We start from the raw sequence: 21,731 nt of genomic DNA, 5'->3' as shown, positions 1-21,731 counted from the left end.
ATTACTACCCCTTCAACCTCTCCCCCTATTTGCCGGGCTAAAGTTACCATCTCAAAGGTTACTTTCTTTAACTTACCTTCCCTTTGCTCTGCTACTACCCATACTTTACCCATTAGCTCCACCCCCTATATTACCTTGGCTTCTTCCCGTAAGGCTTTAACTAACTTGGCTACCGCTACCGCCGGCTCATCGGTGAAGATTTTCCCCGCCTGCTTGCCTTTGGGAAGAAAGATTTCTTTTATCTCTACCTTGGGCGTGGCGTTTAACCCCAGGTCCGCGGCGTTTATGACCTTTAATTCTTTTTTCTTGGCCTGCATGATGCCTTTCATGGAAGGATACCGCGGTTCATTTAACCCCCGCTGGGCGGTGACAAGGGCCGGCAGGGGTACTTCTACCACTTCGGTGCCACCTTCGATTTCCCGGTGGCCGGTAATCTTGCCTTCCTCTACTTCTAATTTGGTGACAAGGTTGATTTGTGGTAAGCCTAAAATCTCGGCTACCCGTACCCCTACCTGGGCGGAACTGTCGTCAATGGCCCGCCAGCCGGCTAAAATAAGGTCGTATTCCATTTGCTGCAGCACTTTCGCCAGTACTTCGGCTACCACGCTTTCATCTAACTGCAGGCCGTCGGTTTTGACCAGTACCGCCCGGTCGGCTCCCATGGCTAAGGCCTGCCGTAACGCTTCCTGGGCCCTATCACTCCCCGCCGATACTACCACTACCTCCCCCTGCCCAAGTTTTTCCTTAATCCTTAGTGCTTCTTCTACTGCAAATTCGTCGTAGGGGTTAATGATTAAGGTTACCCCGCTGTCGTCAATTTTCCCGTCCTTTAATACTATCTTGGCTTCGGTGTCAAAGGTTTGCTTTAAAAGAACTACTAATTTCATAAAGTTAAATCCCCCCCTGAAAGAATTAATTACAATATATTTAACTTTTTTGCTTGAAACTTAAGTTCGTCTCTGAAATCGGGATGGGCTATGTTTATTAGTGCTTTAGCTCTTTCTCTGTAGGTCTTTCCCCGAAGTTTAGCTACACCAAATTCCGTTACAACATAATCAACATCGTTTTTGGAATTGGTAACTATAGCTCCCGGTTTTAATGTGGGAACAATTTTGGAAATCTGTCCGTCTTTTGCCGTAGAATAAAGGGCAATTATACCTTTACCCCCGGGAGAATACAAAACCCCACGGGCAAAGTCTGCCTGACCGCCGCTACCGCTGTAAATTTTTGTGCCTATACTTTCGGATGCACATTGCCCCCATAAATCAATTTCTATTGTTGTATTGATGGAAACCATTTTTTTGTTTTGACCAATCACCCATGGATTATTGGTATACGAAACAGGGTGCATTTCAACCATTGGGTTGTTATTTAAAAACTTATAAAGTTTTTTGGAACCAAAGGCAAAGGTACCAATTATTTTATAAGGATGAAGTGTTTTAGCCCGTCCTGTAACCACACCCGCTTCTACTAAATCGACCATGCTGTCGGTAATCATCTCGGTATGAATGCCCAAGTCGCGTTTGTTTAATAAGAGTTTTGCAACTGCGTTGGGTATAGCACCAATTCCCAACTGCAGAGTTGATTCATCTTCCACCAGTTCAGCAATAAACTCACCTATCCGGTAATCTTCCGGTTTGAGATCTTCCGAAGGAAGTTCGGGAAGCTCTCGCTTGCTTTCAATTAAAAAATCTATTTCGGAAATATGCACTATTCCTTGTCCCAAAGTCCTTGGCATATTCGGATTTACTTCAACTATTACTTTTTTGGCTTTTTTAAGAGCGGCCAGCGAATAATCCACCGATGTTCCCAGGCTAAAAAAACCATGTTCATCCATGGGCGAAACCGTTGTCATAAAAACATCGACATCCAAATAATCCTGAATAATTCGGGGAACATCATGAAAGTGACAAGGAACTGCCTCGGCATACCCCTGATGTATTAACTCCCGGACCGGTTTGCCAGCGAAAAATGATATGTGCTTTATGTTATCGCTCAGCTCTGGTTTTAAGTAAGATGGAGAATGGATGGGCAGTATTTGGTAAACTTTAACTCCTTTTAATTCCAAAGCTTTTTTGCCTAAACCTTCCAAAAGAAGTAATGGTTCTGCTGCACCAAGGGAAACCACAATATTATCGTTATCTTTTATCAAAGAAAGGGCGTGGTCCACATCTACCAGTTTTTTTTGGTATTCTGCTGAAGGTGTTGCTGGCATTAGGCTCCTCCTCTGCTTTAGTTTTATACAGGATTATTATACCAATTAAAACTCCTTTAAGATATACGAAGAAATGACTATTCTTTGCACTTCACTGGTACCTTCATAAATTTCGGTGATTTTAGCATCTCTCATCATTCGTTCTACAGGATATTCACGGGTATAACCATAACCTCCAAAAATTTGCACGGCTTTGGTAGTTACTTCCATTGCCGTTTCCGAAGCAAAAAGTTTGGCCATTGCCGCTGCTTTACCATAGGGCAGATTGTTTGATTCAAGCCAGGCAGCATGATAAACTAACAACCTTGCAGCCTGGATTTTAGTCGCCATATCCGCTAAAACAAAACTTACTCCTTGAAATTCAGCTATGGGCTTACCAAACTGGGTTCTTTCCTTGGCATATTTCACTGCAGCTTCGTAAGCTCCCTGGGCTATACCTACAGCCTGAGCAGCAATACCAATGCGTCCGCCATCTAAAGTAGATAAGGCAATTTTAAACCCCTGACCTTCCTCTCCTAAAAGATTTTCTTTGGGAATTCTGCAGTTTTCAAATACTAACTCCACCGTTGGAGAGGAACGAATGCCTAACTTCTTTTCTTTCTTACCGAAAGAAAATCCCGGGGTACCTTTTTCAACAATAAAAGCGGAAATTCCTCTGTGTCCTTTAGATCTATCAACAGTGGCAAAAACTACGTAGATTTCCGCTTCCCCGCCATTCGTTATGAAAATTTTTGACCCGTTTAAAATGTAATAATCGCCATCCCGGACAGCAGTAGTTTTTAGGGAACCGGCATCGCTACCGGCAGAAGGCTCGGTGAGACCAAAAGCACCAAGTTTTTCTCCCAAAGCCAGTGGTTTTAAATATTTTTGCTTTTGTTCTTCCGTACCGTATTTATAAATGGGGAAACTACCTAAAGAGACATGGGCGGATAACGTTACTCCAGTGGAGGCGCAAACCCGGGAAAGTTCTTCTACTGCTATGGCATAAGCAATGTAATCCATGCCGGCCCCACCGTATTCTTCCGGCCAGGGAATGCCTGTTAATCCCAATTCGGCCATTTTCTTAAAGATTTCCCGATCAAATCTTTCTTGTTCGTCCCTTTCGGCTGCTGAAGGTGCTACTTCTTTTTCGGCAAAATCTCTTACCGTTTGCCGTAATAATTCATGTTCTTCCGATAACCGAAAATCCACAATAACCCCCTCCTTAAAATATTAATTTTCTTGCAATTAAAATTTTTAGCAAAATTAATGCCATTTAAAAACCAATTAAAATAAGAAAAAATTAAATAACTACCGTATACAAATGTTTACGTATTGTAAACATTTATTTACATATCAATCATTCATCTCCAAAACTTATACCTATTGCTTTAGCGGTTACAATTAATTCTGAATCAACGGGAACTAATTTTAATTTTTTTATTCCTTCGCTTAAAGGCACCGTAGTTACCCTTCCCCCTAAAAAGGCAACCATGACATTATAATTACCCTGAAGCCATGTATTTACTGCAGCAACCCCAAAGCGAGTTGCCAGGATGCGGTCAAAGGGTGTAGGACCTCCACCCCTTTGCAGGTGACCTAAAACCGTTACCCTGCTTTCCAAGCCCGTACAGCGGCTTAAATGGTCAGCTACTACCTGGCCAATTCCCCCCAAACGGGCCGGATCGGTACTTTCCTTAACATATCTTGCAATTACCCTTTCCCCACCTTCGGGATAGGCTCCTTCAGCAACCACCACGATGGAAAAATGCTTTCCTTCGGCTTTTCTTTGCTGAATTTTTCGGCAAACAGCATCCCAGTTAAAGGGAATTTCGGGGATTAAAATAACATCTGCACCTCCGGCCAGTCCCGAATATAAGGCAATCCAGCCGGCATACCGTCCCATAACCTCTAAAACCATGATCCGGTGGTGGGATTCAGCTGTGGTGTGAAGCATATCAAGAGCTTTGGTTGCGGTCCTTACCGCACTGTCAAAGCCAAAGGTAAAATCGGTAGCATCCAGGTCATTATCTATAGTTTTTGGGATTCCTATAACCTTTACACCCTTTTGGGAGAGTTCGTGGGCAATAGAAAGAGAACCATCACCCCCAATGACAAATAACACCTCAATATTGTTTTTGTGTAAATTTTCGATTACAGTATCGCTAACATCGTGAAATTCTAAGGTGCCGTTAACAGATATGGGAAATTTAAAAGGATTATCCCGGTTGGAAGTGCCCAGAATCGTTCCGCCTTTAGGGAGTAAACCTACCACGTCTTTCGTTGTTAGAGGCACACTTCGGTTTTCAATTGCCCCGCGAAAACCGTCTAAAAAACCGATTATTTTCTCTTCGGGAAGCTTTTGTTGAAGAGTTTTCACTAAAGCCCGAATTACTGCATTTAAGCCCGGGCAATCACCGCCACCGGTTAAAATACCCACTGCCATTTTGTATCCCTCCTTCTTTGTAATTAACCTATGGGTTTTACCGGTTTACTGCTATCTTCCGCTTCCTTTTTTAACTTTTTTTTGCAGAGTTCGCAGATTTGCAAATTTGATGGCTTAACCACCAGGTCATCGTCTTCATCGATAATTAAATCGATGGTAATTTTTTTCCCGCAAATTATACACGTGAACTCCATCTTTTTCACTCTCCTTAATATGTAATAAAAATATCGGGGATTCTATTTATAATAAAAGCCATTTCTTGCCATCTCGGCAGGGCCAGATTTGGCTCTACCCCAAGTATTTTAAAACCCTGGGAGTAAATTTCCTGCCAAAAGCTATAAACTATATCTTTCAATTCTCCGGTTATTTTCTTTTCGCTTAAAAACATAATAAATTTTGCTAAAAAGTTAGCTTGTCCGTAATCACAAAGCTGTTCAAGATAGCGAAGGTTTATGTATAAATCTTTATCTAAATAAAGGGTAAACTGGTCTTTGGCCTTAATTTTAGTAAAAGACTTATTCCATTTTTTGATTTTTCGCGACTTAACGGAAAGATTTATGTTCGTCGTATTTGACTCAAAACCGGTAATGGAGTGAACCTTGGCAGTTACATCGTGTGGTATATATTCTTCCATTAAAATTACGCGATCGGCGATTTTAAGATAATCCGAAAGACTGCCAACTACTATAATTGAAGAAACATCTAAATCCTTATAAAGATTTCTACACATTTTTAAAAACGGCGTGATGGGTTCTTTAACGACTAACTTTTCCATGAGCTTGTCTCTTAAAAGAAAATTGGTTGCGCTAACATCTTCGTCAAATAATAATACTTTAGCTCCCGCTTCAATGGCTTCCATTACATTGGCAGCTTGGGAAGTACTTCCGCTGGCATTTAAGGTTGAAAAACATTTAGTATCTATCCCCTGGGGAAGGTTGTTGATAAAGGGGGAAATGTCTACGTTATTAATTATCCTGCCGTCTTCTGCCCTAACTTTTACCGCAGTATTATCGGTTATGACAAATTCCCTGCCGTCGCCAAAACGGTGGTTATATATACCTTTTTCCAGTGCTTTTAAAAGGGTTGATTTGCCATGAAAACCGCCACCGATTATCACCGTAACACCTTTGGGAATAGCCATGCCCGAAATTGGTCCGGAATTAGGTAAATCTACGGTAATGCTTAAGCTTTCAGGAGATTTAAAGGGAACGGCGTTTTTTAATGGTTTTTCCGATTGTCCGGAAGCCCGGGGAAGGATAGCTCCATTGGCAATAAAGGCTATATAACCTTTTTCTTTTAAAAAGGAACGAAGGTATTCCTGATCTATGAAAAGATTTATTTGCTTTCTAAGGTTGTCATCATAAGCAGGTTTAAATATCACATAATTTTCCACGATATCTTTGAGTGCGTAAAGCATTTGGGTTAAAGCTTTAGCGTTGATTTTTCTGCCGTTAGCAGGTAAACCGAAATAAAAATTTAATTCGATATCAGTTCCATCAAGGTTGAAACTTGATCGCTTTAAAAGCTGCTGGCCGTTGGTATTAACGAAGATTACTCCGCTATTTCCCGAACCGTGGATTTTGGGTAGTTGGGATAATCCTTTAGAGAAGCGTTCCAGAATAAAATCGCCCAATGGAACTTCGAGTTCCTTTTTTAAATACTGTTTCGGGTATTTGTGCTGTTCTTCTTTTAAAGTTATTCTCACAATACTTGGAGGTGCAAAGGGGTCTCCTTGAATTTTAAGAAAACTTAACGAAAATTGCGGAAAAGTGTAACTGCCTTTAAGGCGAGAATAAGCTTTATAGCCGAGCCTGTCAATTTCCGAGATTATTTTAAATAATTTGTTCATACTATTTCTTTATTTATGCCTCCCCTCTAATCCGAGCATAAGTATTTTTTCCACCAGGTCCTCAAAGCTTATACCTTGAGCTTTTGCCGCGTCGGGAAATAAACTGGTGGCGGTCATTCCCGGAATGGTATTTACTTCCAAGACATAGGCTTCATTTTTTCTTACATCAATCATAAAATCCACTCGCGCAAAACCGCGACAACCTAAAGCTTTGTACGTTTTTCGGGCGAATTCAGTAACTTTTTGACTTAATTCCGGAGATATTCTTGGAGGTATGATATGTTCACTTAATCCGGGGGTATATTTAGCTTCATAATCGTAAAAACGAGTCTTGCTAACAATCTCAATTAAGGGTAAAACAACGGGATTAGAATTGCCCAATACCGAAGCGGTAACTTCTACCCCTTCAATAAATTCTTCAACCAAAAGCTGTTTATCTATTTCTAAAACTTTTTTAATAGCTTTCGGTAGCTCTTGCTCACTAAAAACAAACTCAATGCCAATAGTTGAACCTTCTCGGGGAGCTTTTATTACCACGGGAAGTTTCAATGTTTGCAGTATTTCAGAACTGATAGCTTCAAGATTGGGGTTTTCGTCAAAGTTAAAAGAAATATAGTCAGGTGTCGGAATTCCCTCGGCTTTTAAAATTTTCTTTGTCATTATTTTATCAATTGCTAAACTGCTGGCAAGTATTCCAGAGCCAGTATAGGGGATATCCATAATTTCAAGTAGCCCCTGGATGGCCCCGTCTTCCCCGTACTTCCCGTGAAGGGCGATAAAGGCAAAATCGATATTTTCCTTTTTTAATGTTTCGGCAATATTTCTGTCCATATCAATTTTTACAACGTTGTACCCCTTTTTTAATAAAGCTCTAAAAATTGCGTCGCCGGTACGCAAAGAAACCTCTCTTTCGGAAGAAAGCCCGCCACAAATGACGCCAATTTTCATTTTTTTACCTCCAAAAAAATGTTTTATAAATATATTTTATTTGTTACACTATAATCGTATAACATACAGGAATAAATTTCTACCCGCAAACTTCTTCTTGACGATGTTATTTTTTTTTCTTATAATAATCTTGCAATTGTTAAAGGGGAGTAGCTCAATTGGTAGAGCATCGGTCTCCAAAACCGAGGGCTGCGGGTTCGAGTCCTGTCTCCCCTGCCATAAAAAATAAACCTCGCATGAGCGAGGTTTTTCTGTTTTTTAAAGTTTGGTGGTGTAAATTTATTAAAGATTGAACTGTTTTGCTTTTTCTTTTATATCTTTAATTTTGGTTAAAAAACGATCCCTTGAAGGTATAATCCAATCGTTAATATGATTTATTCGATGATTTTTGGTCCAAAAGGGTTCATAATTTTCAGCAAAAACTAACTTACCGTCACGAAGTTCTGCCGGAGCCAGACAAAGGGCACAGTAAATTTTTGAATCTTCAAATTTAATTAACCTACTTTTACAGTAAGGACACTGATTTTCCTTGGCTTTCGGGGGCTCTATTTCTTTTCTTAGTGCTAAAACCAACTCTTTGCCAAGCCGGTAGGAATTTTCCAACAATTCATCATTTAATAAAACTTCTCCCGGTCCGGGAGCGTAACCGGCAAGAAAATCATAAAGACTAAAACCGTAACTTAAAATAAATTGATTTAAGATTTCACTGCCCATGGGATTCCATAAAGGGTTGCCAGCGACGCTGATGGTTATTCCCAGCCTTTTTTCAGGGTCCATTTCTTCTAAAAAAGGAGAAATCGTTAGACAGCGGTCAATCATTGTTTTTACTTTTCCGGTAGGACCAAAAAGATAGGTTGGAGCACCAGCTACTATGCCATTAGCGCTTTTGACTGTTTCAATAAACTTATAAAGGTCATCGTCTATCGGACATTTTCCTTTGTAAATGCAACTTAAACATCCCCGGCAGTACTCGATGTTTAAATCTTTGGCTTTAAGAAATTCAATAGACGCACCTGCCGACGCTGCCCCCCGAAGCGCCGTATTGACCAGGATGTCGGTATTACCCTTATCCCTGGCGGAAAAACTAATTCCCAGTATTTTCATCTCCCCACCTCACATGAAAAATATATGGTTCTTCTCCAGCCATAGTCAGGCCGAGAAAGAATACTGCCTCTTTAATTTGGTAATCCATTTTTTCCAGCACAATAATTCCCCTGACAATTTCGTTCGGTCCTAATTGGTCTTTTAGTTTTGGATAATCCCGGTTTTGATACAATGCCTCTACGTAAAAGCGATCTTTTTGACTAGCTCTGGGTTCTAATAAATTAAAACTCACCGGATGACTGGAAAGATTTTTTAATGTAATAAAGAGCCTGGTTTCGTTTTTACCAAATTCAATTTTTTCAAAGATAATTTCTTTATCTTTTCGTTTTAAGGTTTGCTTAACTTCTACTGTTTTAATTGGAGGGTCAAAAAGATGCCACGGCTCAAGAGGTTTATATCTTTCCACAATAACCACAGGTTTGGCAGCACCGTTTTCAACTAAAGGAGAATAAGCTAAAAAGCCTTCTAATTGGTAATATTTGGTGCCATTAAAAATGGAAAAGGGATCAAGATTTAAGGCTATTGTTAGTTTATTATCCTTTAACGAAGCCGGTTCTAATAAAAAATAACACAAGGTGCGGCCGTTTTGGGCGCCAATTATATCAAGAATCCTTCCTGTTATTTTGACTTTAGCTCCTGCCAGGTAATTATTGGCAAAAACTTGATTGAAATTATCATTGGTAAGGGTAATTTGCTCTTTATTTAAAATTTCGTTTAAGGATATAGGAGCACTGCCTTGATTTTGCATACTTGTACCTAAGGTAAAAAGATACAGAAAAGCAATGCCTAAAACTACCAAAGCTATTTTTAGAAAAGTTTTCTTATTAAAAAATAAACCAAGGTTTTTTTGCTCTTGATATTTAATCAAGTCCTGAAGTAGTTCACTAACCTTTTGATAACGGTTTTCGGGATTTTTTTCTAAGCATTTTAAAATAATTTTTTCAATTTCTAAACTACAATGACTATTGTAAGTCCGAATAGGTTCAGGATCAAAATGGAGTATGTTATAACTTAATTCGGAAAAATTTGTTCCAGAAAACGGATAATGACCGGTTAATAAATAGTAAAAAATACATCCCAAAGCAAAAATATCTGTTCGCTGATCAATCCCCGTTTTTAATATTTGTTCCGGAGCCATAACTACCGGAGTACCCAAGATAAAGCCTTCTTCTTTTTCTTCTTCGTTTAGTTGAGCTATACCAAAATCTGTTATTTTTACGATATCGTCGGTAGAAATTAAGATATTTTCCGGTTTTAAATCCCGATGAATAATGTTATGCTGGTGAATATAAGAAAGGGCTCTGGCAATTTGAATCATTATGTTAACAGCTTTTTTAACGGAAAGCATTCCACCCTTTTCTTCAAGATACTCAATTAAAGTTTTCCCCTGCACCAATTCAATTATCAGATATATTTTGTCATCAAAATAAAAGGTATCATAAAGTTTCACGATATTTTCATGATTAATTTTTGCCATTAACTGGGCTTCGTTATAAATTTTATCTTTGATATCAACCGGTAGGTCAATTAAAGTGATTTCTTTAACCGCTACTTCCCGGTCCAACTTATTATCGTATGCCCAGTAAACCTTGCTGAAATTTCCCTCGCCGATCAGATCTTCTAACCGATAGCGCCGGGAAAACTGTTCTTGAAGGTTTTGGTAATAAAGCCCGGTTTTAAACATACCGGTTTTTTCCCGTTCATCTTCGGGAATTAAGAAATTTATAGCCTTATCAATAAAATCTGAATCGTAAGAAACCTCTTCCCTGCTTAAAATAAATGCAGGAAGTTCATATAAACTAAGTATTTTGGTTTTACCAATTCTGCCAGGACGGGTAAAACGAAGCTTAGAAAAGTCAGCTTCCTCGTGAGCAAAGACAACTACAGGGTAAACCAAGATTCTGGTTTCTTCCTCAGGGAAATAAAGCCGTAAAAACTCTTTTACAAGTTTGGCATAATGGTTTACCTGAGCTGCAGGATTGCCAATCTTAATTTTTTCTTTTTGCCCTCCTGCCCACTTTTCCTGCCACCAGTTGCCCATGGCGCCACCAAAAACCCGGCCCCGCATGTTTTTGGTTTCAATAACAAAAATACCATTGGGGCCAATGACAATATGGTCAATATCCCAGCTGTCACCTTGATAATTTAAACGGTAAGAATTTATAATTTTATAACCATCAGGCAGGTGCTCTTTTAGTACCTCGGCTACTTTTTCTTCTCCTTGCTGGCCAAATACTCCCGATATCCTGGAAACTTCCTTGATGGTTATTCCCATTGTAGACCTCTCCTTAAAAAAATAACAAGCTTTCCAAGCTTGTTTATAAAATTCGACGACGATAAAAATTTACCTGCCTGCGAGGAAATGGAAATTTCATTCAAGTTTTAATAATGTTTCCTTGCGAAAATCCTGGCATTCGCAGGTATTTTGCGGGTTAAAATTTAAAATTGCCTCGGTAACTATTTGCAAATTTGTGAGAGCATCATTATAATAAATGTCTTTTAATTCCTCGTGTTCCCACTCTTTAATAATTCCTTCTGCATAATTAACTACCAAATCGATTCGGCCGTAGCAGGCACCAATTTCCCGGGCAAGATAAACTTCCGGGACCATACTCTGACCTATTACATCTGCTCCGGCATTTTTCAAAAAGGCAACTTCCGCAACGCTTTCAAAGTGGCGACCATCGGTACAAGCATAAATTCCGCGCTGAAAAACTCTGCCTTTGGCATGAGTTTTAGCACTTTCAAATAATGCGCGATTTATTTCCGGGCAGGTAGGTTTTCTCATAATTAAAAGGTAATTAGAAGTTAGATGGACATCTTTACGCATGGTAAAATCAAGGTAATCGGTAGGAATGACGTAATCCCTTAATTCTAACAAATGGTTTACAGCCCCTACCCCGCCTTCAGAAAATATTTTGTTTACTCCCAACTGTTGAAAAACCCAGAATACCTGGAGAGAGGCATCTCTGCGGGAAACACCAGGACGCCAGCCGTGCATTTTAACATGAACTACTTTTTTTGTACCGATTTCTAAGAAATATATTTTTGGAGATTGACCATAAGGTGTTGTAAAAGTTTCTTCTTTTATAAATTTAACATCAGGGGGTAGAAACTTTTCCGGAAATCCTATTCCCAGGGTACTGGAGCCACCGATATAAGCGATTTCAACATTCATTGCCGCTTCCTCCTTTTACAGCTGAATAAAAACTCCTGGTAGGTGTATGGTTTACCGATAAAACCGAAAAATTTAAGTCCGCAAGCAGTTTTAAAACTTCCTCCGGCGAAAAGAGGGAAAGCTCGTGCTGTTCATAGGAAACTTCGCCGGTATTCTGGTTATAAATTCTAAGTTTAATAAAAAATTTATTATTGTTAAATTTACCCGTCCAATTTAATACTAAATTATCTAAATGAAGTTCGCCAGGTATATTTTCTAAATTCAAAAGCCATTCTAAACGATTAAGGTCAAAATAAAATAAGCCCTGTTCGTTTAAGTTATCTTTTACTTGAGAAAAACACTGATATAAATCGTCCTTTGAATTTATATAATTAAGACAATCATGAAAGGCAAAGATTAGATCAACTTTTTCCGGAAGTTCTAAATTTACGATATCTTGACAAATCAAGTTTGTATTTTCTATTTTCTTGTTGTGGGCAACGGCAAGCATTTCAGGGCTAATATCCACTCCATATAATTTATAACCTTTTTTAGAAAGCTTTTCTAAAATTACACCGGTACCACAGCCTAATTCCGCAATAGTTTTCACTTCATAATTCCAGCGTTTTAGTAAATCTTCAATTAATTGGACCCAGTAATCGCCGGGAACTCCACTTAACAAAAGATCGTAGAAGTTGGCAATTTTACTGTAAGGCATACTTTACCTTCCTTTAAAAAAACTCTCCCCAAAAGGGAGAGTTTACTTTTGGAGAGCATTTTTAATTGAAACGAATACTTCTTCAATGGATTTTGTACCATCAATATTTTTCAACAAACCGGTTTTGGCATAATAATCTTTTAAAGGTGCAGTCTGCGCTTCATAGACATCCAAACGGTTGCTTACTGTTTCTAAAGAATCATCGCTTCTTTGGTATAATTCTCCGCCACAAGCATCGCAAACTCCTTCAACTTTTGGCGGATTGAATTTAACGTGGTAGGTTGCTCCGCACTGGCGACAGACTCTTCTCCCGGTTAACCTTTCAATTAATTCTTCTCGCGGAACCTCAATATTGATTACGCCATCTAAGGTTATTCCCATTTCGGAAAGCTTTTTATCCAGAGCTTCCGCCTGAGGTATGGTACGGGGAAAACCGTCCAAAAGAAAGCCTTTTGCGCAGTCCGGTGCTGATATTCTTTCTTCCACCATAGCAATTACGATTTCATCGGGTACCAGCTCACCTTTATCCATATATTCTTTTGCTTTTAATCCCAGGGGCGTTTGATTTTTTAAAGCAGCCCGGAACATATCGCCGGTGGAAATATGGGTAATACCAAACTCTTTAACAATTTTTTCCGCCTGGGTTCCTTTTCCAGCCCCCGGAGGGCCCATGATTAAAAGTTTCACGCTCCCGCCTCCATTTTAAGAATTTTCTATAAATTGCCATTAACTCTGAACTTAATTTTACTATCTTTTAGGTTTTACTGTCAATAAGCAAAACTTTATACATAAAACGCTGAAAACCAGGCAGGACTTAAGTTGTTAATTTCAATAACTTTTCCACAAAAGGCAAGTCTGCCGGCGCAAAATCATAAAAATTTAAATCCTTAATTTCAACCCAGCGCGCTTCAGCATGATCGTTTAGCTTTATTTTCCCTGAAACTGGCTGGGCTAAAAAAGCTAATAATCTTATTATAAAAAAAGGGTACTCATAAATCGATTCACCAAAAAATTGGGTAATCTTGATGTTAAGGTCCAACTCTTCTTTTATTTCCCTAACAAGACAATCTTCGGGCGTCTCACCCTGTTCAACTTTTCCCCCGGGAAATTCCCATTTTCCCGGCAGGTATTTATCATTAAGTTTACGGCGGGTTATTAAGACTTTCCCCTTGTGTATTATTATTGCTGCTGTAACCGTTTTCATAATATTTTTATTGCCTCCAGCGTTGATCTTACCGGCTTCTTTATTTTACTATAACTTTACCAAAATTAACAGCGGATAAGTATGAACATAGAAAAAAGCCCCGCAAATCCTTGCGGGACTTTGTTTTCAATGGTCGAAAGCAATCCTTCAACAAATCTTTAGCAATTAAAGACAAAACTAAAAACCCTTTTAAGTAGACTTTTAATCTACTTAAAAGGGTTTAAGTTCCTTACTTCTCCCACCACTTATAGGGCTTAACCGGAGGTGTCATATACGTTAACCTGCTGTGTTTTAATCCCATGTACACGTAATTTTTTACCATCATCGCTGCTGCAAAGGCTGGATCTACTACTGGAACATCATAGCCAGCCTCTTTTAGCCGCTTCATTAAATTATGAGCCATACCCATCATTCCTGTACAGCCCAATACCACCACCTGGACATGGTCGTTTTTTATCGCTTCTAAGCTTTGATTAAACAGAGCGTCTTCTAACTTCTTTTTGTCTCCCAAATCCAGAACCGGAATATTAACATAACGGATTGATTTTACCCGTTTCTCTATTCCCATTTTGGCTATTAAGTCTTGAAGCATGGAAACAACATTGGGTAATACTGTAACAATGCCTATGTTTTTCCCAAGGCCTAAGGCAATTTGCATTGCCGGCTCAAAGCCACCGCAAACCGGAATGTCTACCAATTCCCTGGCAGCGTTAACTCCGGGATCTCCAAAACAATCAATAATAACACCATCAAAGCCCTCTTCCTGGGCTTTTTTAACCTTATTTAAGATATCCGGTATGGCCATAGCTTCGTCAAATTCACTCTCAATGGATGCCGGGCCATAATCTAAATTTTCCACATCAAAGCTGTCATGCGGTCCAACATAATGTTTAAACTCTTCCCTGATTTCCTCATTAAAAACATCTGAAGTAATCGGCATTATTACCTTAATTTTCATTAAAAATCCCCCCCGTTTATTTTAACTTAAAGTAAATCCCCGGCAGCCTTTACCCGGATTCTTACCGCATTTCCGGGCAGGTAAGCAAGCGGAATATCTTCTACATGAACAATATTTACGGAATCCGGATTAGCTCCAGCTTTAATAGCCTCATTTATTGCCAGCTGTTTAGCATTATTTAGAGCCTCATCCCTGCTCATTTCGCTTAATGAATAAATCCGGTCCACTTCACCGCTAACCTGAGCAATAGCAGCACCCAAGGCATTGGCAACACCAAAATTTTGCGGACGCACAACCTGGCTTACACCATTAATATTATTACTTACAATTATGCTGCCTCCCCCAACAAGAACGAGCGGTTGAGGTTCTTTGCTGGTTTTTATTTTATCAATCGCTTCTTCAACCAATTCCTGCATTTTCTGGTAGGCTTTTTGAGCAAATTCTAACGGTAAATCCTTTACTTTTTCTTTATCACCAACCTCTGCTAATCCCAGGCGTACGGCTATATCGGTAGCGGTAACGGTCTTACCGCCGAAAACTAATGCTTCTTCGGTTATTCGGTAGCCAACGCTATCGGGTCCAATTTTCACCTCACCGTTTTCTTCCCGAATAATCGTGCCACCTCCAAGGCCAATGGAAATCAGGTCGGGCATCCTGAAGTTCGTTCTTACTCCTCCAATTTCTACTGCAATTGAAGATTCCCGGGGAAACCCTTGAGCAATGATACCGATATCGCTGGTAGTTCCACCCACATCGAGCACTAAAGCATTTTCTAAGTTACTTAAAAAGGCAGCGCCCCGGATACTGTTAGTAGGTCCGCAGGCAATGGTTAAAATGGGATACCGCATCGCATAATCAATTGACATTAAAGTACCATCGTTCTGGCAAAGAAATACTTTGGCATCGGTAACTCCTTCCCGCGCTAACGCTTCTTTAAATCCATTGGCTGTAGTCCGAGCCACTTCAACTAAAGCAGCATTTAAAACAGTAGCATTTTCCCGTTCTAAAAGACCAATTGAACCAATTTCATGAGATAGCGAAATTGGAATATCGCCAAGCACTTCTTGCAGTATTTCCCGGGCCCTTAGTTCATGCTGGTTGTTTACCGGGGAAAAAACCGAAACCACCGCAACGCTTTCCACTTTGCCCTTAATTTCCCGGGCAATTTTTCTTAGTTCTTCTTCATCCAAGGGACTGATTTCCCGGCCATCAAATTCATGACCACCGGCAATTAAATAGTAATGATTTCCTACCGCCTCAACTAAATCCTTTGGCCATGCCACTAAGGGGACAATCGCTTCCGTTGCAGGACGGCCAATACGAATAATTGCAGTTTTGCAAAGGCGTTTGCGTTCCACAATCGCATTAGTAGCATGGGTAGTACCAAGCATAGCATATTTAATATTTTTCCGGTCAACTTTACTTTTTTCTAAAACCCGATGCAACGCTTCATATATGCCGGTGGAAACATCTTTTGTAGTTGGCACTTTGATGCTTTCAACTAAATTCATATTTTCATCAACCAGTACCGCGTCCGTATTGGTACCCCCAACGTCAATGCCTATCCGATATTCCATTTTTTCCGACCTCCTTTAACCTTTAACGAGCTCTTCAATAGGTACATAATCAACATCGTAACCAAAGTAGCGAGGCCCAACGGTTGCAATTCCCTTTTCACTCCGCCACTTTGAATCACAGGGAATACCGATGACCACTACCCTTTGACCATAACGTAAACCTTCAGTAGTAATAGGCGCTGCTGTATGGGCATCCACGATGCAAATTAAATCAGGAACTGTAGCTACTACTTTTCCGTTTCGCCGGGCAATTAAATTCTCGTTTTGGAAGTCAATTATCATACTTTCCCCTTTATACTGGTCAATTCCGTCAATATGTGCTTCACCCCGAACAAAGCCACCGGTAGTCCGTCTTTGCACATCGGAAATTTTTCCTTTGAAGAGGGCAAAACCGCCGGTTGCTTTTAAGAGCGCTTCAATGGGATCTTCGCCATTTTTGCGGGCTTCCCGGATTGCCCGGCCGATTTTTGCCGAGTAAGTAACGATATTGCGAATTCCCGCCTGTTTCAAATCTCTACCATACATTGGATAAATTGCAATCATTACCGAGCCACCCATAACTACCGTGGCATTTCGGGCAAGACTTTCCGTCCAAAAATTATTGATGGTATTTAAAAGTAACGAATTCCCCTTTTCGTCGGCCAGGACCATAGGAGTGGCCGAAACACCATATAAATGAAAAGTAACCATTTGTAATTCGGGAAAAGCTCGTCCCATCCCATCTACATCCACCAGTGGAAGTTTCTTTTCCGCTGCCACGGTAATTGGAATCATGGAGTTAAGTCCACCGGCTTCAATGGGAATAACCGCAAAGATTTCTTTACCCAGGTAATTTTGCAGGCTGTCAAAAGCCCTGAAGATCTCTTTTCCCGACGGTATTTTTTCCACCAATACTGTTGGTGCTCCCATCATGGCTGCGGGGACAACCAGGGCATCATCAGGCACATCATCAACACCAATAAGTTCTACTGGACCATTTTTTTGTAGGGCCTGAATGGCCATAAGCTTCCCTACATAAGGGTCTCCCCCTCCCCCGGTTCCAAGAAGAGCAGCTCCAACTGCAATGTCTTCAACCATTTGCACATCGATTTTGCTCATAAATTATACCTCCCCAGCCTCTGATTTTTTAATAAATTTTGCATTTTTGGCAGGTGAGAAAGCCATATACACTTTCATTAAAACAAAATAGAAAATCATCCCGGCAATTAATGAATTTAACGCTTGATTTAAGCCCCCTTTGTAAAAATAACCCACTAAAAACGCTAAAACTAAACTAACGATAGCAATAGGATTCCAATCTTCAACTTCCTTGGGCAAACGTCCATACACACGGCTTTCTTCCAGCTCTTTTCTGTATCGTTTTAAAATAAAGTAATCAACCACCATAATCCCACCTACGGGCGGAACTGCAATACCAAGGATAACTAAAAAGTTAACAAATTTATCCAGTATTCCCAAGACAGAACCCAAAGTTCCTAATAAGCCAATAATAATTGTTAAAACTGCTCTACTTATTTTCACTCTAAAAACAGCATCAAGGAAATTAGCAATTCCTAACGATGCAGCATATAAGTTCAAATCATTAATCTTAATCGTTGAAAATATTACTAAAGCAGCTGAAATCCAGCCACCTAAATTTAACATAATAGTTATCACATCAGCACTTTTTACCGCATGGGACATTAACACAGCTATAAAAGTTATTAAAAGTTCTCCGGCAAAAATACTAAGAAGCGTCATCCAAAAAACATCTTTGGCGTTGCGGTTGTATCTTGATAGGTCAGGAGTCACCACTGCGCCCACCATAAAGCCACCGGCAACCATAGTAACTGCAACACCGAAATTCAAAGCTGGGCCAGGTGGTGGCGAAATTAGCAGCGTGTTAAGGTCATATTTGCTTAATAAATGATAGGTAGCAATACCCACTGCCACTAAAAAACCTGGAACCGCAATGTTAGCTGTATAGCTTAACATTTTATAACCGTATACAACTAATAAGGTAATTAATACTCCGGTAATTACCGACATAATCTTGGTACTTACTGCCCCACCAAACGCTTGACTTAATCCCTGAGCAAAGATCGTATTTTGAATGCCAAACCAACCAATACATGAAATCCCCACAATTAATCCAATTAAACTTGATCCTAACCTCCCAAAGCCGGCCCACCTGGTTAAGAGAGAGGTTGAAAGACCTTCCCACGCTCCGGCAACCCCATTTAAAAAACTAATGATTTCAAGCAGCACCGACCCAAGGACCGTAGCAAGCAAAGCATCTTTCAGGGTCATACCATATCCAAGCGCTGCACCTAACATAAACTGCGATAAAGTAACAACAGCACCAAACCGAATCATGAAAACTTCCCACATCGGTCGCCGTTCTTCCATGGGAATTCTTGCTAAGGCATAATCTTCACCTTTTACCATCTTGCCATCCTCCCTTGTAGATTTATTTTTTAAATATTACTGGTTTAAGTTTTTAGCAAGTTTTATGCCAACAATTTTACCGGTATTTCAGTCTATAAATTCGTTATTTTCCCCGAAAAACTATCCTTGTCATAGGTCTTTTTTGATTGTAAAATAAAAATATACCTGATATTTCTTACAATTTCTTAAGTATTCTTATTTTTTATTAATTTTTCTCATTTTATATAGCGGTGATAAAAAATGATGAGAAAAGACTTTACTGAAGCACTTAAAGAAATTTTCGGACTTGTTACCGATCTTCCGAAAAAATGCCTTTCTTTAATACCACATCCACAGGTTGGTTATCGTGTTTTGTCAACACCCTGTACACCCAATTGCCCGGAAGCAGCTACTTGCCCATACAATTTAATCTTAACCTTTAAACTTAAAGATGAAGATTTTTGGGTAGCATTCCCCAAAAAACGTGAAAACAACGTGACTCTAACACCTGCTCTACTTCTTAAATTTCTTTTGATTGTTTTAGAAAATTTGCAGGCCTTAGAGCAAGAAGTTGACAATTCATTGGTCAAAAACGCTTTGCAATTCCTGGCAAGCCAGTTGGACACTAATATTTTTCTTTTTGACAGCAAAGGTCAAGTAATCGTAAGCCAGAGTACTTCTCCTATTTCAATTTCTACCTTTGACCTTTGGGAAAAATTAAACCAGGCTGGAGAACCAGAGGGTTTGATCGAAACGACGGAAGGAAACTTTTACTACCGTGCATTTACAAAAAACGGCAAGATGGCGGGAATATTGGCTTGGAAAACAGAACCAATCCAACCGGAAGAAACCGACTCGTACTTTTCCAAGGACTCTATTTTTATTATTCCCGGCAAAAACCCCCGCTTTTTAGAAATCAAAAAACTTGTCAGGCAAATTGCAATAACTAACAATACGGTCCTGCTCCAGGGAGAAAGCGGTACGGGTAAAGAACTTTTTGCTCGTTATATCCATTACTTAAGTCCGCGGAAAGATCGGCCTTTTATTGCCATAAACTGCGCAGCAATTCCCGAAAACCTTCTGGAAAGCGAGCTATTCGGTTATGAAGATGGTTCTTTTACCGGTGCCCGTCGGGGCGGCAAGCCCGGCAAATTTGAGCTTGCAAATGGTGGAACAATCTTCCTTGATGAAATTGGCGATATGCCGATTCAATTACAGGCAAAACTTCTCCGGGTTTTGGAAGAAAGGCGGGTAGAAAGAATTGGAGCTACTGTTTCCTATCCAGTCGATATCCGCATTATTGCGGCAACGAATAAAAATTTACAAGAATTAATTGATGCAAAACTTTTCAGGGAAGATCTCTTCTTCCGTCTAAATGTATTCCCGGTTCATATACCACCGCTACGCGAACGGCGAGATGACATACCTTTGCTTTTGGACTTTTATTTAAAAAATATTTGTCTGGAGCAAAATAAACCTTTTAAAATTTTTAGTCCTGAAGCCGTACAGATTCTTAAAAATTATCATTGGCCAGGAAATGTCCGGGAGTTGAAAAACGTAGTTGCCTACGCCGTGTCCCTTTGTGAAGGCGACATCATTACGCCGCCTTTTCTACCAAAGTATTTACTAAACGGTTCATTGGTCAGTACACCGCAACCTAAAGTTATTAATTCAGGAATCCCAAATCTTGAAAGTAGAAAAATAAAGGAGCGTTTAGAAATTCTTTTAGCCGAATACGGCCATTCTACCCAGGCCAAAAGGTTAATTGCTCAAGAACTGGGTGTTAGTTTAGCAACTCTCTATCGCTGGCTTAACAAATACCGTCTAAAGTAGGTGAAAAGATGCAGGAAATTGCCCGTGAATGGCTCGAACCGCTCTGGTACGGTAGTATTTTCCTTGGTTCCGGCGGTGGCGGAAAAAGTCACCTTTTAGCAATCGAGCTGCAAAAAGCACTGCAAAACCGCAGTATTCCTTTGTTATCCCTTGAAGAATTGCCGGAAAATGATTTTTTTTGCGGGACCGGTCTTTTTGGTTCGCCGGAATTGTGTGAAGAAAACCTGCCCTCCGGATTTGAGGCGGGTATCATTATTGAAGAGTTAGAAAAACATACCGGGGTCAAGTTTAAAGGGATCACCATTGTTGAAGGTGCAGGTGTTAATATCTTTTATCCCCTTTTAGCGGCACTGCAAACCGGCTTACCCGTTGTTGACGGCGACAGCATGGGTCGAGCCTTTCCTGAGCTACAAATGACTACCTATCACCTTGAAAACTTAACGGCAGCACCTTTAGTGCTAATTGATGGCAATTATCACTTACACTATTTTCTTGATAAACAAGATACTTTTCTTTTAGAGCTAAATACTCGCCAGATAATTGGACAGCAGGGAGGCATTGGCTACTTTGCAGGCTTTCCTTACCCCGGTTCCGTTTTAAAGCGAGTTCTGCTTCCTGGCACATTGACCTTTGCGCGCGAAATTGGAGAATGTTTCCTGCAGGCTGATAATTACCGGGAGTTAATTACCATGCTCTTGGAAGTTACTTCTAACTCCTTTTACGGCCCCGTAATTGAGCTTTTCCAGGGAATTGTAAAAAAAATATCAACCTATGAATTGGCAAAATGGAAATCTGCTACATTAACTTCACCGAAAGGCGAAGAACTGCAACTTCTTTTTCAATACGAAAATCTGCTCGCCTTTAAAAACGGTAATGTTGCTGCAAGCGTACCTGATTTAATATCAGCAATTGATTTAAATGAACTTAAGCCGGTAAACAACAACGAAATTTATGAAGGACAGCGTTTAGCACTCCTGGGCCTTCCGGCCCCGCTAAGACTTAGAATCAAAAAAGCTTTAGATGTAGTGGGACCACAATGCTTCGGCTACCGCACTACCTACCTGCCCTTGGAAAGGCTATATCCAAACCACTACCGCAACAAGGAGGTATTTTCGTGAAAATTGTATTGGGAGTACTTTTCAATGGTCAATCCGGGACTCTTATTGCTGGAGCGGGCAGGCACCTTTTATATGAAGGAAAGTTCTCCGCGCAAAGCTTTTTAGTTGAATTACAAAACTGCCTTACCCACTTGGGATTATCAAAGCAGGATGTCCGCAAAATTTACCTTACTCCTCCCTTTTCTTTAGAAAATCAGAGTAACCTTAAACCAATTTTTC

General features: G+C 40.0%; 19 protein-coding genes, 1 tRNA gene and 2 pseudogenes. 4 read left to right on the top strand and 18 right to left on the bottom strand.

What is annotated here, in order from left to right; all coding sequences use genetic code 11:
* From CARFE_RS16865 to CARFE_RS0111170, 8 genes and pseudogenes are all read right to left on the bottom strand, one after another.
* Nucleotides 1-113, bottom strand: a pseudogene (locus CARFE_RS16865) (electron transfer flavoprotein subunit alpha/FixB family protein); the annotation flags it as partial.
* A 12-nt stretch (nucleotides 114-125) separates the two neighbouring features.
* Entirely contained in the window at nucleotides 126-887 is a 762-nt protein-coding gene (locus CARFE_RS0111200) for an electron transfer flavoprotein subunit beta/FixA family protein (protein ID WP_028052394.1), read from the bottom strand.
* Between the two features lie 29 nt (nucleotides 888-916).
* Complete coding sequence (locus CARFE_RS0111195) at nucleotides 917-2,215, bottom strand: acetyl-CoA hydrolase/transferase family protein (protein WP_028052822.1); 1,299 nt, start codon at nucleotides 2,213-2,215, stop codon at nucleotides 917-919.
* Nucleotides 2,216-2,260: 45 nt separating this feature from the next.
* On the bottom strand, nucleotides 2,261-3,406 hold the full coding sequence (locus CARFE_RS0111190) for an acyl-CoA dehydrogenase (RefSeq protein WP_028052821.1): 1,146 nt from the start codon (nucleotides 3,404-3,406) through the stop codon (nucleotides 2,261-2,263).
* 148 nt (nucleotides 3,407-3,554) lie between these two features.
* Entirely contained in the window at nucleotides 3,555-4,640 is a 1,086-nt protein-coding gene (locus CARFE_RS0111185; protein WP_028052820.1) for a 6-phosphofructokinase, read from the bottom strand.
* 23 nt (nucleotides 4,641-4,663) lie between these two features.
* Nucleotides 4,664-4,834 carry a hypothetical protein gene (locus CARFE_RS16210; RefSeq protein ID WP_154652764.1) on the bottom strand — a complete coding sequence of 57 codons (171 nt, stop codon included), beginning with the start codon at nucleotides 4,832-4,834 and terminating at the stop codon, nucleotides 4,664-4,666.
* A 14-nt stretch (nucleotides 4,835-4,848) separates the two neighbouring features.
* Nucleotides 4,849-6,489 carry an ABC-ATPase domain-containing protein gene (locus CARFE_RS0111175; RefSeq protein ID WP_028052819.1) on the bottom strand — a complete coding sequence of 547 codons (1,641 nt, stop codon included), beginning with the start codon at nucleotides 6,487-6,489 and terminating at the stop codon, nucleotides 4,849-4,851.
* A gap of 9 nt (nucleotides 6,490-6,498) precedes the next feature.
* Nucleotides 6,499-7,437: a D-alanine--D-alanine ligase gene (locus tag CARFE_RS0111170; RefSeq protein WP_028052818.1), complete on the bottom strand. Its 939-nt coding sequence runs from the start codon at nucleotides 7,435-7,437 to the stop codon at nucleotides 6,499-6,501.
* A 143-nt stretch (nucleotides 7,438-7,580) separates the two neighbouring features.
* Between CARFE_RS0111170 and CARFE_RS0111165 the strand changes: the two genes are divergently transcribed.
* Nucleotides 7,581-7,656: transfer RNA gene (locus CARFE_RS0111165), tRNA-Trp, on the top strand.
* 63 nt (nucleotides 7,657-7,719) lie between these two features.
* Here CARFE_RS0111165 and CARFE_RS15745 read toward each other — a convergent pair.
* The 10 genes from CARFE_RS15745 to CARFE_RS0111115 form a co-directional block, all read right to left on the bottom strand.
* Nucleotides 7,720-8,541, bottom strand: a complete 822-nt coding sequence (locus CARFE_RS15745) for a flavodoxin family protein (protein ID WP_028052817.1) — start codon at nucleotides 8,539-8,541, stop codon at nucleotides 7,720-7,722.
* On the bottom strand, nucleotides 8,522-10,816 hold the full coding sequence (locus CARFE_RS15740) for a protein kinase domain-containing protein (protein ID WP_051250296.1): 2,295 nt from the start codon (nucleotides 10,814-10,816) through the stop codon (nucleotides 8,522-8,524). Before CARFE_RS15740 ends, CARFE_RS15745 begins: the two co-directional genes overlap by 20 nt.
* 96 nt (nucleotides 10,817-10,912) lie before the next feature.
* Nucleotides 10,913-11,719: an MTAP family purine nucleoside phosphorylase gene (locus tag CARFE_RS0111150; RefSeq protein ID WP_028052816.1), complete on the bottom strand. Its 807-nt coding sequence runs from the start codon at nucleotides 11,717-11,719 to the stop codon at nucleotides 10,913-10,915.
* Nucleotides 11,709-12,416 carry a class I SAM-dependent DNA methyltransferase gene (locus CARFE_RS0111145; protein ID WP_028052815.1) on the bottom strand — a complete coding sequence of 236 codons (708 nt, stop codon included), beginning with the start codon at nucleotides 12,414-12,416 and terminating at the stop codon, nucleotides 11,709-11,711. The genes CARFE_RS0111150 and CARFE_RS0111145 overlap by 11 nt, the downstream gene beginning before the upstream one ends.
* Nucleotides 12,417-12,458: 42 nt before the next feature.
* Nucleotides 12,459-13,103, bottom strand: coding sequence for an adenylate kinase (locus CARFE_RS0111140; protein ID WP_028052814.1), 645 nt, complete (start codon nucleotides 13,101-13,103; stop codon nucleotides 12,459-12,461).
* Nucleotides 13,104-13,230: 127 nt separating this feature from the next.
* On the bottom strand, nucleotides 13,231-13,620 hold the full coding sequence (gene mutT, locus CARFE_RS0111135; RefSeq protein WP_028052813.1) for an 8-oxo-dGTP diphosphatase MutT: 390 nt from the start codon (nucleotides 13,618-13,620) through the stop codon (nucleotides 13,231-13,233).
* 229 nt (nucleotides 13,621-13,849) lie between these two features.
* Nucleotides 13,850-14,578 carry an aspartate/glutamate racemase family protein gene (locus CARFE_RS0111130; RefSeq protein ID WP_028052812.1) on the bottom strand — a complete coding sequence of 243 codons (729 nt, stop codon included), beginning with the start codon at nucleotides 14,576-14,578 and terminating at the stop codon, nucleotides 13,850-13,852.
* Between the two features lie 26 nt (nucleotides 14,579-14,604).
* A complete protein-coding gene (locus CARFE_RS0111125; RefSeq protein WP_028052811.1) occupies nucleotides 14,605-16,155 on the bottom strand; it encodes a hydantoinase/oxoprolinase N-terminal domain-containing protein in 1,551 nt (516 codons plus the stop codon).
* Between the two features lie 15 nt (nucleotides 16,156-16,170).
* On the bottom strand, nucleotides 16,171-17,253 hold the full coding sequence (locus CARFE_RS0111120) for a DUF917 domain-containing protein (protein ID WP_028052810.1): 1,083 nt from the start codon (nucleotides 17,251-17,253) through the stop codon (nucleotides 16,171-16,173).
* Between the two features lie 3 nt (nucleotides 17,254-17,256).
* On the bottom strand, nucleotides 17,257-18,582 hold the full coding sequence (locus CARFE_RS0111115) for a purine-cytosine permease family protein (protein WP_028052809.1): 1,326 nt from the start codon (nucleotides 18,580-18,582) through the stop codon (nucleotides 17,257-17,259).
* A gap of 243 nt (nucleotides 18,583-18,825) precedes the next feature.
* Here CARFE_RS0111115 and CARFE_RS0111110 point away from each other — a divergent pair, with 243 nt between their 5' ends.
* From CARFE_RS0111110 to CARFE_RS15055, 3 genes and pseudogenes are all read left to right on the top strand, one after another.
* Nucleotides 18,826-20,394 (top strand): sigma-54 interaction domain-containing protein, encoded by a 1,569-nt coding sequence (locus tag CARFE_RS0111110; protein WP_028052808.1) that lies wholly within the window; start codon nucleotides 18,826-18,828, stop codon nucleotides 20,392-20,394.
* An 8-nt stretch (nucleotides 20,395-20,402) separates the two neighbouring features.
* Nucleotides 20,403-21,512: a DUF917 domain-containing protein gene (locus CARFE_RS0111105; protein WP_028052807.1), complete on the top strand. Its 1,110-nt coding sequence runs from the start codon at nucleotides 20,403-20,405 to the stop codon at nucleotides 21,510-21,512.
* A pseudogene (locus CARFE_RS15055) lies at nucleotides 21,509-21,731 on the top strand (hypothetical protein); the annotation flags it as partial. The gene CARFE_RS0111105 and the pseudogene CARFE_RS15055, both read left to right, overlap by 4 nt.

It is taken from the genome of Carboxydothermus ferrireducens DSM 11255 (assembly GCF_000427565.1).
GTDB lineage: Bacteria > Bacillota > Z-2901 > Carboxydothermales > Carboxydothermaceae > Carboxydothermus > Carboxydothermus hydrogenoformans.
This window is presented reverse-complemented; position numbering and strand designations above follow the sequence as displayed.

Excerpts from the sequence above, each read along its gene's own strand:
- CARFE_RS0111200 (WP_028052394.1), bottom strand. The coding sequence starts at position 887 with ATGAAATTAGTAGTTCTTTTAAAGCAAACCTTTGACACCGAAGCCAAG.
- CARFE_RS0111195 (WP_028052822.1), bottom strand. The coding sequence starts at position 2,215 with ATGCCAGCAACACCTTCAGCAGAATACCAAAAAAAACTGGTAGATGTG.
- CARFE_RS0111185 (WP_028052820.1), bottom strand. The coding sequence starts at position 4,640 with ATGGCAGTGGGTATTTTAACCGGTGGCGGTGATTGCCCGGGCTTAAAT.
- CARFE_RS16210 (WP_154652764.1), bottom strand. The coding sequence starts at position 4,834 with ATGGAGTTCACGTGTATAATTTGCGGGAAAAAAATTACCATCGATTTA.
- CARFE_RS0111175 (WP_028052819.1), bottom strand. The coding sequence starts at position 6,489 with ATGAACAAATTATTTAAAATAATCTCGGAAATTGACAGGCTCGGCTAT.
- CARFE_RS0111170 (WP_028052818.1), bottom strand. The coding sequence starts at position 7,437 with ATGAAAATTGGCGTCATTTGTGGCGGGCTTTCTTCCGAAAGAGAGGTT.
- CARFE_RS15745 (WP_028052817.1), bottom strand. The coding sequence starts at position 8,541 with ATGAAAATACTGGGAATTAGTTTTTCCGCCAGGGATAAGGGTAATACC.
- CARFE_RS15740 (WP_051250296.1), bottom strand. The coding sequence starts at position 10,816 with ATGGGAATAACCATCAAGGAAGTTTCCAGGATATCGGGAGTATTTGGC.
- CARFE_RS0111150 (WP_028052816.1), bottom strand. The coding sequence starts at position 11,719 with ATGAATGTTGAAATCGCTTATATCGGTGGCTCCAGTACCCTGGGAATA.
- CARFE_RS0111145 (WP_028052815.1), bottom strand. The coding sequence starts at position 12,416 with ATGCCTTACAGTAAAATTGCCAACTTCTACGATCTTTTGTTAAGTGGA.
- mutT (WP_028052813.1), bottom strand. The coding sequence starts at position 13,620 with ATGAAAACGGTTACAGCAGCAATAATAATACACAAGGGGAAAGTCTTA.
- CARFE_RS0111130 (WP_028052812.1), bottom strand. The coding sequence starts at position 14,578 with ATGAAAATTAAGGTAATAATGCCGATTACTTCAGATGTTTTTAATGAG.
- CARFE_RS0111125 (WP_028052811.1), bottom strand. The coding sequence starts at position 16,155 with ATGGAATATCGGATAGGCATTGACGTTGGGGGTACCAATACGGACGCG.
- CARFE_RS0111120 (WP_028052810.1), bottom strand. The coding sequence starts at position 17,253 with ATGAGCAAAATCGATGTGCAAATGGTTGAAGACATTGCAGTTGGAGCT.
- CARFE_RS0111115 (WP_028052809.1), bottom strand. The coding sequence starts at position 18,582 with ATGGTAAAAGGTGAAGATTATGCCTTAGCAAGAATTCCCATGGAAGAA.
- CARFE_RS0111110 (WP_028052808.1), top strand. The coding sequence starts at position 18,826 with ATGAGAAAAGACTTTACTGAAGCACTTAAAGAAATTTTCGGACTTGTT.
- CARFE_RS0111105 (WP_028052807.1), top strand. The coding sequence starts at position 20,403 with ATGCAGGAAATTGCCCGTGAATGGCTCGAACCGCTCTGGTACGGTAGT.